The sequence below is a fragment of the Berryella intestinalis genome, assembly GCF_000814825.1.
Lineage (GTDB): Bacteria > Actinomycetota > Coriobacteriia > Coriobacteriales > Eggerthellaceae > Berryella > Berryella intestinalis.
This window is the reverse complement of record NZ_CP009302.1, coordinates 1,273,432-1,286,710: the sequence shown is the minus strand read 5'-3', so window position 1 is coordinate 1,286,710 and position 13,279 is coordinate 1,273,432. Positions and strand designations below refer to the sequence as shown.

Below are 13,279 nucleotides of genomic sequence, written 5' to 3'. Positions count from 1 at the left end.
CTCTCTCGGCTGCGTGCGCCGTGTCTCCCATTATCGGAGAAGGGGGTTCGGCCCATGCCGCGCGATCGTAAGCGCATCCTCGTGGTGGACGGGTACAACGTGCTGCGCTCGGGCAGCCGCTACCGACTCGTGCCCGACCCCGACTACACCGACGACGCCTTCAACCGAGCGCGCGAGACCCTGATCAACGACGTGGTTCACTTCGCGGGGCGCGAGTGGCGCGCGACCGTCGTGTTCGACGGCGGGGGAAACCGCTTCTCGAAGGGGAACCCCGATTTCGTAGGCGGCGTGCGCGTGGTGTTCTCTCCCGCGGGGAGCTCGGCCGACCGGATCATCGAGAAGATCGCCCGCGAGGGGCGCGAGAACGGGTTCGAGGTGATGGTGGTCACAAGCGACGCCACCATCCAAGACACGGTGTTCGGCTTGGGCGTCGACCGGATGAGCGCCGAGGGGTTCTGTCGCGACGTGGGACGCTACTTCGAGGAAGCGCGCCTGGACGAAGCTCCCCGCGTCGCGAAGAAGAACACGGTGGCCGGGCGTATCGACGCTGCGACGCTAGCCAAGCTGAAGGCTCTGCGCGACGGACGTTAAGGGTGCGCTCCGGCTCGGACGTCGGGCGCGCCTAGCAGTTTGCCTCCCGGCTCTCGCGCGTCGAAGCGGCCGGTCCCCGGCCCGCTTAGCGCCGCACGTTCCTCCTGATTTTCAGCACGAGGGCGGCGATGGCGCAGAGGATCCCCCCGATGGGCCAGGCCATCCAGAAGATGTTGTCCGAGTCGGGATAGCCGCCGACCCACAGCATGGTCAGGCCGACGATGGTGGCCGCAAGCATGATGATCCCGCAGACCGGCCCCAGAAGGGGGTCTGACTGCTCTTCGATCTCGTCGGAGCGCTCCTTGTTGTAATTGTCCACCCTCGAGGCCCAGTACAGGATCCCGAAGCGCACGATGAGCCACACCCCCGCAGCGATGGCGAGCAGCAGGCCGGAACCCGCGATGTTTTCCAGCGGCGTGCCGTCGAACGCGCCCGCGAACGCGCAGCCCAGCAGGATGAGCCCGATTCCGCCCGCGAGCCCGCGCGTGAAGGAGCGGCGCACGGCGTCCTTTTCCCCTTCGGTGTAGAAGTCCTCGACGAAGGGATGGTTGCGGTTGAAGGCCCCGTGCTCGATGCCGGCGGGGACGATCACGACGATGCCGACGGCGACGCACATGAGAACGACGACGCCGGGCAGGTTGTGGTTCCAGGGGAGAAGGGCCTCGCACAGGACGGCCAAAGCCGCAGAGGCGATGATGATCGCGGTCCCGGTTGCGACCGAGAGGGAAAACGAGCGGAAGTGCCGGTCGTATCCGCATGTGTCCTGGGGTTTCGCATCAGACGGCAGGATCTCGGCGGCCCGGACGGCGCGCCCCGAGAGATCCCCGTTCACCAGCTCGTCGAGCGAGCATTCGAACAGATCGGCCATGCGCATGAGCTTGTCGACTTCGGGGGTGGACTGACCCGCCTCCCATTTCGCCACCGATTGGCGCGAGACGCCGAGCAGCATGGCCAGCTGCTCTTGGGTCATGTTGCGCTGCTGGCGGAGGTGGAGCAGATTGTCTCTGAATTTCATGAGTTCGCCTTTCATGATGGGCATTGTAGCGTATGCGGACAGGGCGAGTATGCGGTTGCACCGGTGCCGAAGCCACCAACCAGACGCGGCAAAACCGGCCGATCGGGCGCAACCGGCGGTTGCAGGCCCAGGTGAAGCGCCTGTGCGGGGGCGCTTGCTCGCCGGTTCGCCCCCGCCGAGGGGAACCCGCGCCCGCCGCCGCGCGCCCCGATCGACCGATCGCTCGTTTTCCGCGCCCCGCCCGGCGGGGCGGACGGGTTTCGCCGATCCGACCCGTTTTCGGACCGCTCGCATCTCTCGGCGGTTGGGAAAAGTTGGGGAGAGGCGGTTTTTATTCATCAAAAAGCCTGATAAATGGCATAAAAACACAGCAAACTTACATAGTTGCTAAAAATAATCCTTGACCTTCCTATAGGTACAGAATATTCTGTAAAACTGTACTTTTTTGCAGTTTTACAGGTGTGACCTAAGGAGGAACAACCTCGTGGCTCAAGGACAAAATCCTACTTCCACCAGCCGTTACAGGGACCGCCGAAGCTTCGCTAAGATTCCGGGCGTCATGGACGTCCCCAATCTTATCGCCATCCAGACCGACAGTTTCGACTGGTTCATGACTGAAGGTCTCGACAAGGCGTTCGCGAGCATCAGCCCCATCGAGAACTCCACTAAGGATATGTGCGTGGAGTTCGGCGGGCACAGCTTCGGAGATCCGAAGTACTCGGTCGACGAGTGCAAGGAGAAGGACGTCTCGTACCAGGCACCGCTCTTCGTCAACATCCGCTTCATCAACAAGGAGACGGGCGAGATCAAAGAGCAGGAAGTGTTCATGGGCGATTTCCCGCTCATGACGCCGCGCGGCACCTTCATCATCAACGGCACCGAGCGCGTGGTCGTTTCCCAGCTCGTGCGTTCCCCCGGCGTGTACTTCTCCGCCGAGGCCGACAAGACCTCCGCGCGCACTATCTACAACGCGAAGGTCATCCCCAGCCGCGGCGCCTGGCTCGAGTTCGAAACCGACAAGCGCGACGTTCTGCACGTCCGCATCGACCGCAAGCGCAAGCAGCCCGCCACGCTGCTCGTGCGCGCCCTCGGCCTGGCCGAGACCCGCGAGGAGATCATCGAGCTGCTCGGTTCCTCCGAGATGGTCCTGCGCACCCTCGACCGCGACCCCGCCACCACCCGCGAGGAATCGCTCATCGAGCTGTACAAGCGCTTCCGTCCCGGCGAGCCGCCCACGCTCGATTCCGCCCGCACGCTGCTCGACGGCCTGTTCTTCAACCCGCAGCGCTACGACCTGGCAGCCGTGGGCCGCTACAAGATCAACAAGAAGCTCGGCATCGACGCCTCCGAAGACTCCTCCACGCTCACCGACGAGGACATCACGCGCACGATGCGCTACATCCTCGCGCTCCACAACGAGCAGGAGGGCTTCGGCGTCGACGACATCGACCACTTCGGCAACCGTCGCATCCGCACGGTGGGCGAGCTCATCCAGAACCAGTTCCGCATCGGCCTGTCGCGCATGGAGCGCGTCGTGCGCGAGCGCATGGGCATGCAGGAGCCCGACGACATCACGCCGCAGTCGCTGGTGAACATCCGCCCCATCGTCGCCTCCATCAAGGAGTTCTTCGGCTCCTCGCAGCTGTCCCAGTTCATGGACCAGACCAACCCCGCCGCCGGCATCACGCACAAGCGCCGCCTGTCGGCCCTGGGCCCCGGGGGCCTGTCGCGCGAGCGCGCGGGCTTCGAGGTGCGCGACGTCCACAACTCCCACTACGGGCGCATGTGCCCCATCGAGACGCCCGAAGGCCCCAACATCGGCCTCATCGGCTCGCTGGCCACCTATGCCCGCGTCAACCCCTACGGCTTCATCGAGACCCCGTACCGCCGCGTGGTGGACGGCAAGGTCACCGATGAGATCGACTACCTCACGGCCGACGAGGAGGAGAACTACGTCATCGCCCAGGCCAACGAGTCGTTCAACGCCGAGACCCGCGTGTTCGGGCACACCGACGCCCAGGGCAACTTCGTCGCGGCCAAGCGCGTGCTCTGCCGCATGAAGGACGCCGCCGGCACCTTCGGCGAGCCGGGCGAGGTCATCCCCGAGAACGTGAACTACATGGACGTCTCTCCCCGTCAGATGACCTCGGTCGCGACCTCGCTCATCCCGTTCCTCGAGCACGACGACGCGAACCGCGCGCTCATGGGATCGAACATGCAGCGCCAGGCCGTGCCCCTGCTGCGCCCCACCGCGCCCTTGGTCGGAACCGGCATCGAGCACCGCATCGCGGTCGACTCCGGCGAGATCCTCGTCGCGCAGAACTCCGGCGTGGTCGATTACGTTGACGGCCAGACCATCATCATCCTGAACAACGACGGCGAGTACGACGAGTACCTCGTTCCCAAGTTCCAGCGCTCCAACCAGAGCGGCTGCATCAACCACCGCCCCCTCGTCCGCAAGGGCGACGAGGTGCATGCGGGCGACGTCCTGGCCGACGGCCCTTCGTGCGACTGCGGCGAGCTGGCGCTGGGCCAGAACCTCATGGTCGCCTACATGCCCTGGGAAGGCTACAACTACGAGGACGCCACCATCATCGTGTCCGAGCGCGTCGTGTCCGAAGATCTCCTCACCTCCATCCACATCTCCGAGTACGAGGTGGACGCCCGCGACACCAAGCTGGGCCCCGAGGAGATCACCCGCGAGATCCCCAACATCTCCGACGACCTGACCGCCGACCTCGATGCCGACGGCATCATCCGCATCGGCGCCGAGGTCACTCCGGGAGACGTCCTGGTCGGCAAGGTCACGCCCAAGGGCGAGACCGAGCTCACGGCCGAGGAGCGCCTGCTGCGCGCCATCTTCGGCGAGAAGGCCCGCGAGGTGCGCGACACGTCGCTCAAGGTGCCCCACGGCTCCGGCGGCCGCGTGATCGGCGTCAGCCGCTTCACCCGCGACAACGGCGACGAGCTCGCTCCGGGCGTTAACGAGCTGGTGCGCATCTACATCGCGCAGAAGCGCAAGGTCCAGCAGGGCGACAAGCTCTCCGGCCGCCACGGCAACAAGGGCGTCATCTCCCGCGTGCTGCCGGTCGAGGACATGCCCTACATGACCGACGGCACCCCGATCGACGTCATCCTCAACCCGCTGGGCGTTCCCTCCCGTATGAACGTCGGCCAGCTGCTCGAGAACCACCTCGGCTGGGCGGCGAAGTGGGGCTGGTCCGACGCCGCGCAGACCGACGAGGTCGTCGAGGGCCCCATGTTCGTCTCCACCCCGGTGTTCGACGGCGCCCACGAAGACGAGATCTCCGACGCCATCGAGCATGCCAACCGCAACCTCATCAACCGCAACCACGCCCTCTACGGCGACCTGGCGCGCGACGAGTTCGTGCCCCAGCTGTCCCGCACGGGCAAGACCTGGCTCTACGACGGGCGCACGGGCGAGAAGTTCCGCGAGCCCATCACCTGCGGCCAGACCTATATCCTCAAGCTGGGCCACATGGTCGACGACAAGATCCACGCCCGCTCGACCGGCCCCTACAGCCTGATCACGCAGCAGCCCCTGGGCGGCAAGGCCCAGTTCGGCGGCCAGCGCTTCGGCGAGATGGAAGTGTGGGCGCTCTACGCCTACGGCGCCTCGAACGTGCTTCAGGAGATCCTCACCGTCAAGTCCGACGACACGGCGGGACGCGTTCAGTCCTACGAGGCCATCGTCAAGGGCGAGAACATCCCGGCGGCCGAGGTTCCCGAGTCCTTCAAGGTTCTGGTCAAAGAGATGCGCTCTTTGTGCCTCAACGTCGAGCTGGAGGGCAGCGAGGTCGCGGCCGAGTCTGCGCAAGAAGACGAAGACCAGGCGATGTTCGACGAGCTGACCAGCGCAGCCGCCCAAACCGAGGCGGACGAGGCCAGCGCGCTCGACAGCATCGCCGCAGGAATGGATGATTTGATGAACGACCTTGGTTCCACTGAAACCAACGAACTTCTCGGTGAAGGGGAGGAGCGATAAATGGCCACCGAATTCGACGTCACCAATTTCGACGCAATCCGCATTTCGCTCGCCAGCGCCGAGGATATCCGTGCGTGGTCGCGCGGCGAAGTGAAGAAGCCCGAGACCATCAACTACCGTACCCTCAAGCCCGAGAAAGACGGCCTGTACTGCGAGAAGATCTTCGGTCCCACCAAGGACTGGGAGTGCGCCTGCGGCAAGTACAAGCGCGTGCGCTTCAAGGGCATCGTCTGCGAGCGCTGCGGCGTCGAGGTCACGCGCTCGAAGGTTCGCCGCGAGCGCATGGGCCACATCGAGCTCGCGGCTCCCGTGAGCCACATCTGGTACTTCAAGGGCTCTCCCAGCCGCTTGGGCTACCTGCTGGACATCTCTCCCAAGGACCTCGAGAAGGTGCTGTACTTCGCGAGCTCCATCATCACGTCGGTCGATAAGGAGGCCCGCGAGGAAGACCTCGACGAGCTGCGCGACGAGCTGGCCGCCGACCTCGAGGAACTCGACGCCGAGCGCGATCGCCTGATCGCGTCGACCCGTCGTCTGTCCACGGCCTACGTGCCCGAGGAAGACGAGTTCGTCGACGACATCGACGATGACGAGCGCATGACCCCCGAAGAGGTCGAGGAAGAGATCGCCGACATCTACGAGGAGTTCAACGACCGCAAGGCGCTGCGCCAGGAGGCCTTCGAGGTCTTCCAGAAGATCGAGCCCAAGCAGCTGCTCTCCGACGAGGCGCTCTACCGCGAGATGCGCGCCAACTACCGCGACTACTTCAACGGCGGCATGGGCGCCGAGGCCGTGCGCGACCTGCTGGACGCCATCGACCTCGACGAGACCTCGGTCGAGCTGGCCGACACCATCGCCAACGGCAAGGGCCAGAAGCGCGCCAAGGCCATCAAGCGCCTCAAGGTCGTCGACGCCTTCATGAAGTCGGCCAACAAGCCCTCCGACATGATCCTCGACGTGATCCCGGTCATCCCGCCCGACCTGCGCCCCATGGTGCAGCTCGACGGCGGCCGCTTCGCGACGTCTGACCTGAACGACCTGTACCGTCGCGTCATCAACCGCAACAACCGCCTGAAGCGCCTGCTCGACCTGGGCGCTCCCGAGATCATCATCAACAACGAGAAGCGCATGCTGCAAGAGGCCGTCGACTCGCTGTTCGACAACGGCCGCCGCGGACGCCCCGTCACCGGGCCGGGTAACCGCCCCCTGAAGTCGCTGTCCGACATGCTCAAGGGCAAGCAGGGCCGTTTCCGCCAGAACCTCCTGGGCAAGCGCGTCGACTACTCCGGCCGTTCGGTCATCGTCGTCGGCCCCGAGCTGCAGATGCACCAGTGCGGCCTTCCCTCCAAGATGGCGCTCGAGCTGTTCAAGCCCTTCGTTATGAAGCGCCTGGTCGAGCTCGAGTACTCCAACAACATCAAGGCAGCCAAGCGCGCGGTCGACCGCGGCGCCAGCTACGTGTGGGACGTCCTCGAAGAGGTCATCCGCGAGCACCCCGTGCTGCTCAACCGCGCACCCACCCTGCACCGCCTCGGCATCCAGGCCTTCGAGCCCATCCTGGTCGAGGGCAAGGCCATCAAGCTGCATCCGCTGGTCTGCACCGCCTTCAACGCCGACTTCGACGGCGACCAGATGGCCGTTCACGTGCCGCTGTCCGCTGCCGCCCAGGCCGAGGCCCGCATCCTCATGCTGTCCACCAACAACATCAAGTCGCCCGCCCACGGCCGCCCGCTCACCGTCCCCACGCAGGACATGATCATCGGCCTGTACTACCTCACGGCCGCCCGCGACGGGTTCCCGGGAGAGGGCCGCGCCTTCATCGACTTCGCCGACGCCCGCGCCGCCTACGACGCCCGCGCCGATGTCGACCTGCAGGCCAAGGTGTTCATCCGCCTGGCCGAGGACACCCGTGTGGCCAGCTCGTTCAACGACGTGAAGCTGTGCCGCGCCGGCGAGCGCATCGAGACCACCATCGGCCGCGTGACGTTCAACGACGTGCTTCCCGCCGACTACCCGTTCCTCAACTACGAGATGAACAAGGGCGAGATCAGCCGCCTGGTCGAGGACGTGTGCAACACCTATCCCGACTCGCAGGTCCCGCCGATCCTCGACGGCCTGAAGAGCGCCGGCTTCCACTACGCGACCCGCGCGGGCGTCACCGTGTCGGTGTACGACGCCACCATCCCGCCGTCGAAGGCCGACATCCTGGCCGCCGCCGACGAGAAGGTCGCCGTCATCGACGAAGAGTACGAGATGGGACTCATGTCCTATGACGAGCGCCACCGCCAGATCGTCGACATCTGGAACGAGGCCAACGAAGAGGTCGGCGATGCGATGGCCGAGAACTTCGACAAGTTCAACCCCATCTACATGATGGCGTTCTCCGGCGCTCGAGGAAACATCAAGCAGATCCGCCAGCTGGCCGGTATGCGCGGCCTTATGTCCGACCCGAAGGGCGAGATCATCGACCGCCCCATCAAGGCGAACTTCCGCGAAGGCCTGACGGTTCTCGAGTACTTCATCTCCACCCACGGCGCCCGCAAGGGCCTGGCCGACACCGCGCTGCGCACGGCCGACTCGGGTTACCTGACCCGCCGTCTGGTCGACGTCGCGCAAGACGTCATCATCCGCGAGATCGACTGCGGTACCGTCGACGGCGTGCCCTACAAGATCGCCACCGACAAGGGAGCGCTCGACGAGAACCTCATCGGCCGCTGCCTGCTCGAGGCCGCCGTGTCTCCCGAAGGCGAGGTGCTCCTCGAGGCGGGTTCCTACATCTCGTCCATGAAGGAGCTCAAGCGCCTGGCCGACGCGGGCCTCGACGAGGTCATCATCCGCACGGTCATGACCTGCCACGCGCATGACGGCGTCTGCCAGAAGTGCTACGGCTGGGATTTGGCCACGGCGCGCCCGGTCAACATCGGCACGGCGGTCGGCATCATCGCCGCCCAGTCCATCGGCGAGCCCGGCACGCAGCTCACCATGCGTACGTTCCACACCGGCGGCGTCGCGGGCGACGACATCACCCACGGTCTGCCCCGCGTCCAGGAGCTGTTCGAGGCGCGCAAGCCCAAGGGCCTCGCGGTTCTCGCCGAGATCGCCGGCACGCTGCAGATCTCGGGTGACAAGAACCAGAAGATCCTCACCATCCACGACCAGGAGGGCAATTTCCGCGAGTACGAGGTTTCCGCGCGCGCCCAGATGCAGCCCGGCGTGGTCGATGGGTGCGAGGTCAAGGTGGGCCAGCAGCTCACGCGCGGTTCGGTGAACCCGCACGACCTTCTGCGCCTCACCGACCCGAACACCACGCTGCGCTACATCGTCAGCCAGGTCCAGGGCGTCTACGTGTCCCAGGGCGTCGACATCAACGACAAGCACATCGAGGTCATCGCGCGTCAGATGCTGCGCAAGCTCACGGTGCTCGATTCGGGCGATTCCAACTACCTGCCCGGTCGCCAGGTCAACCGCTACGAGTTCCAGGACGAGGCCAACCAGCTCATCGCCGAGGGGAAAGAGCCCCCGGTGGGCCAGCCTCTGCTGCTGGGCATCACCAAGGCGTCGCTGGCCACCGACTCGTGGATGTCGGCCGCATCGTTCCAGGAGACCACCAAGGTGCTCACCGACGCCGCCATCGAGGGTAAGGTGGACAACCTGCGCGGCCTGAAGGAAAACGTCATCATCGGCAAGCCCATCCCCGCGGGCACCGGCCTGAAGCGCTACCGCAACTCCGCGCTCACCTACAAGGGCCGTCCCGTCGGCGCGCCTTCGGGCGACGCCCTGCCCGAGTACGCTCCCGACGCCTTGCGCGACATCGAGGAGATGCTTCCCCAGCCTCAGGACTGGTCGCTTGACAGCGAGGGCTACCTCATGGGCGGCGGTTACGGCGGCTACTACGGCGGTTTGGGCGGCCATCGCGGCGTTCAGCTCACCGACGAGGAGGCCCGCCTGTACATCTACGACGATCTGGGCGTGTCCCAGCGTTGGGCAAACAAGTTCTCCGAGGCGGGCATCGAGACCGTGGCCGATCTGGTGGGCCGCACCGAAGACGACCTGCTGCGCATCGAGGGCATCGGCGCCAAGGCGATCGAGGAGCTGAAGGAAGGCCTTGCCCAGCACGACCTTTCCAGCGTGATCGAGGAGGAGCTGGCCGCTACGAGCGACGACATGAGCCAGCTGCTCGACATGGTGTTCTCGCCCGACGACAACATCCTCATCGGCGGCGATTCGCCCGCGACGTTCTCCACCGAAGGGGAGGACATGCTGGGCGAGGCCCTGCCGCCGCGCTCGTACACGCGCAACCTCGAAGAGCTCGACGCGCTTCTGGGGTCGATGGATTCCTACGGGTTCGGAATCACCAGCCGCGAGGACGAAGAGGCGTCTAACGCCGAACAGTCCCAGGCCGCCGGCTCCGAAGAGGAATAAGGCGCTTGACGGCATAGCATACGGGGGTGTCCGCAAGGGCGCCCCCGCTGTTTTACGGGATGCGGGCACCGAGGAAAGCGAGGAGCGACGATGTCTGCGAAAACCTACATTCCCCAAGGAGAGCAATCGGCTCCGTCGCAGATAGGCGCGACACTCGAAGCGCTCGCGTCCTCCATAGCCGAGCGCCATCGCGCCGCCGATGCGGGCAGCTACACCTACCGGCTGCTGTCGGGCGGGGTCGACGAGGTGCTGAAGAAGGTTATGGAGGAGGCGGGGGAGGTCGCGCTTGCGGCCAAAGACGCCCAGGCGGCCGCATCGGCGGTGCGCGCGCACGAGGGCGCGGCGTCGGTTCCCGATCGGATGAAGGGCGCTCTGGCCGACTCGGCGGACGCCGCATGCGATCATCTGCGCTACGAGGCCGCCGACGTCGTGTATCATCTTTTGGTCGTGCTCGAGCGCTTCGGCATCGGCCTGGACGAGTTCGCAGCCGAGCTGAACAGCCGCATGACCGAATCGGAGCGTCCGCGCGGCGGCGCCCTGATCATGCCCGACCATGTCAAAAGGGGGAAGTAATGGCGCGTTTGTTTGGAACCGACGGCGTGCGAGGTGTCGCGAACACCGAGCTCACCTGCGATCTGGCGTTCAAGCTGGGTCAGGCGGCCGCGGTGTTTCTGGGCGGCAGCATCGTGATCGGCAAGGATACCCGCCTGTCGGGCGATATGCTCGAGGCCGCGGCGGCGGCCGGCATCATGAGCGGGGGGGGTACGGCGCTTCTGGCGGGAGTCATCCCCACGCCGGGCGTCGCGCTGCTCGTGCGCGAGCTGAGGGCCGACGGCGGTATCGTGATCTCGGCTTCCCACAACCCGCCCGAGTACAACGGCATCAAGCTGTTCGATGCTCAGGGCTACAAGCTTCCCGACGAGGTGGAGGACCGCATCGAGGCCTTCATCGCCGCCGGCGGGATCTCGCCCGAGACCGCATCAGACGACCTGCCGCTTCCCGCGGGGGACCGCGTGGGGGTCGCGGTCCGCGTCGACGAGGCCCTCGAGATCTACGTGAACCATGCGGTCGACAGCGTGCGCAGCCAGGGGATCGACTTTTCCGGGATGCACATCGCGCTCGATGCGGGCCACGGCGCGTCTGCGCTGACGAGCGCGCTGGCCTTCGAGCGCCTGGGTGCGCGCGTGACGGTGATCAACGACGACTTCAACGGCGTCGACATCAACGTGGGATGCGGGTCGACGCACCTCGAACCCCTCCGCGCACTTCTGGCGGAGTCGGGCGCCGACATCGGGGTCGCCCACGACGGGGACGCCGACCGCGTGATGCTCATGGCTCCCGACGGTTTCGAGATCGACGGCGATTTCGTCGAGGCGGTGTGCGCGCTCGACATGCGCGAACGCGGGATCCTGGCGCGCAACACCGTGGTTTCCACCGTGATGTGCAACCTCGGGTTCGTCCGGGCCATGGAGGCAAACGGCATCGAGGTGGTCCAGACCGCGGTGGGCGACCGGTACGTGCTCGAGGAGATGCGCGCGCAGGGCTACAGCATCGGCGGCGAGCAGTCGGGCCATATGATCCTGCTCGACCACAACACCACCGGCGACGGCCTCATGACGGCCTGCCAGTTCATCGCGGCGGTGATCAGGTCGGGCAAGCCGGTTTCCGAGGCGGTCAAGGTCATGGAGCGCTATCCCCAGGCGCTGGTGAACGTGCGCGTGCGCGACAAGCATGCGCTCGCGGGCAACGAAGCGGTGCGCCGCGAGATCGAGGCGGTCGAGTCCGAGCTGGGAGATACCGGCCGGGTGCTGGTGCGCACGAGCGGCACCGAGCCGCTGGTGCGCGTGATGGTCGAGGCCGCCGACGCCGGGGCCGCCGACGATGCGGCCAACCGCATCGCCGCGGTGGTTGAACGCGAGCTGTAGACGCGGTAATCTGGGACAAGGCGTTTCAAACGGGAAGGGGGAGAAGTGGTCACGATCTTTTGGTTCGAGGTTCCGATGACGGTGCTCTGGGTGATCTCGTTCGCGGTCGTGCTGCTGATCGTCCTTTTCATCATCAAGGGGTTCATCGAGGAGATGAGGCGCTAGGAAGCGGGCCCCTTGGCTGTTGCATGTCGTCGAACGCCCTCGGTCCTGAGGGCGTTCGCTTCTGATGGAGAAGGCGTTTCACCCCGTTCAGAGCCCATGCGGCAGGTAAAATCCAGGTAGTGTTTCGCAGCGGACGCGCGTTTCCGCTGAACGATATTGAGCGAGGTAGCATGCCCTTCGATGGTCCGAATTCCGAAGACCGGTTCCGCCGCGCCCCGGCCTCGCGCGCAAACCGTTCGCGCGCGGCGGCCCGTGCGCCCTTCGATGCGCCCTCCCATGCCGCGATCGAGGTTCGCAAGAAGCGCAACGCGTGGAACTACGTGTTCTACATCGCCTTGGTGGTGTTCGTTATCTCCGCCGTCGCGCTGGGCGCGCTGGTGTTCAGCTATTGGCAGGGCCAGCAGGTCTACCGCGGCGTGGCCGAGGCGTCGGGGCTCGAGGCGAGCGACATCACCGAGCAGACCGAGATCGAGCGGATCGAAGTGGACTGGGATCGGCTGCTGGCCATCAATCCCGACACCGTCGCCTGGATCTACATCCCCGGAACCAACGTGAACTACCCGGTGGTCCAGGGCAAGGACAACGATTTCTGGCTGAACCACGACTTCGAGGGCAAAAACGGCTGGCTGGCCCAGTTCGGCACCATCTTCCAGGAGTACCGCAACTCGAAGAACTTCGCTGACGAGGCCAACTTCATGTTCGGGCACCATCTCAACGACGGCTCGATGTTCTCGGCGATCGACGCGATGAAGGACAGGGAGAAGTTCGAGTCCTCGCGCACCGTCTACATCCTCACCCCGCAGGGCAACTACCGGCTGCGCACGTTCGCGCTCCTGCATGTGGATGCCGACGACCTGCTGGTGCAGCCGACGTTCGAGTCGCCGCAGCTTTTCGCCGATTACATCCAGGACAAGATGAACCGCTCGCTGTTCTCGCCGCGCGACGTCGCGGCTCCCAGCGAGATGCGCAAGGTGTTCGCGTTCTCCACGTGCGACAACCTTCCCCAAAACGGGCGCTACGTCCTGTACGCCTATGTTGAGGAGTCGACGGTGGCCGGCGCGAGTGCCGGAAGCGGCGATGGGGACGCGGCGGCGTTCGACGAGGCCTCCGCGGCGGCTTCGGCGGCGGCCGGTCAAAGGGCCGAGGCCGCGTAAG

7 protein-coding genes are annotated in these 13,279 nt (G+C 65.7%); 6 read left to right on the top strand and 1 reads right to left on the bottom strand.

All coding sequences use genetic code 11. The features are described from left to right. The first annotated feature begins 54 nt into the window (after nt 1-54). Nucleotides 55-591, top strand: coding sequence for an NYN domain-containing protein (locus JI75_RS05675; RefSeq protein ID WP_039689442.1), 537 nt, complete (start codon nt 55-57; stop codon nt 589-591). Between the two features lie 85 nt (nt 592-676). Here the strand turns inward: JI75_RS05675 and JI75_RS05670 are convergent, their stop codons facing one another. Continuing rightward, nucleotides 677-1,606: a helix-turn-helix transcriptional regulator gene (locus JI75_RS05670; RefSeq protein WP_039689440.1), complete on the bottom strand. Its 930-nt coding sequence runs from the start codon at nt 1,604-1,606 to the stop codon at nt 677-679. Nucleotides 1,607-2,090: 484 nt separating this feature from the next. Between JI75_RS05670 and rpoB the strand changes: the two genes are divergently transcribed. The 5 genes from rpoB to srtB all read left to right on the top strand — a co-directional run bounded on the left by rpoB (nt 2,091) and on the right by srtB (nt 13,278). Next, nucleotides 2,091-5,612 carry a DNA-directed RNA polymerase subunit beta gene (gene rpoB, locus JI75_RS05665; RefSeq protein WP_039689438.1) on the top strand — a complete coding sequence of 1,174 codons (3,522 nt, stop codon included), beginning with the start codon at nt 2,091-2,093 and terminating at the stop codon, nt 5,610-5,612. Beyond that, nucleotides 5,613-10,034, top strand: a complete 4,422-nt coding sequence (locus JI75_RS05660; protein WP_039689436.1) for a DNA-directed RNA polymerase subunit beta' — start codon at nt 5,613-5,615, stop codon at nt 10,032-10,034. 90 nt (nt 10,035-10,124) lie between these two features. After that, entirely contained in the window at nt 10,125-10,607 is a 483-nt protein-coding gene (gene hisE / locus JI75_RS05655; RefSeq protein ID WP_039689434.1) for a phosphoribosyl-ATP diphosphatase, read from the top strand. Then, nucleotides 10,607-11,959 (top strand): phosphoglucosamine mutase, encoded by a 1,353-nt coding sequence (gene glmM, locus JI75_RS05650; protein WP_039689432.1) that lies wholly within the window; start codon nt 10,607-10,609, stop codon nt 11,957-11,959. Before hisE ends, glmM begins: the two co-directional genes overlap by 1 nt. A 335-nt stretch (nt 11,960-12,294) precedes the next feature. Continuing rightward, nucleotides 12,295-13,278 (top strand): class B sortase, encoded by a 984-nt coding sequence (gene srtB, locus JI75_RS05645; protein WP_082019775.1) that lies wholly within the window; start codon nt 12,295-12,297, stop codon nt 13,276-13,278. Nucleotide 13,279: the final 1 nt, after the last annotated feature.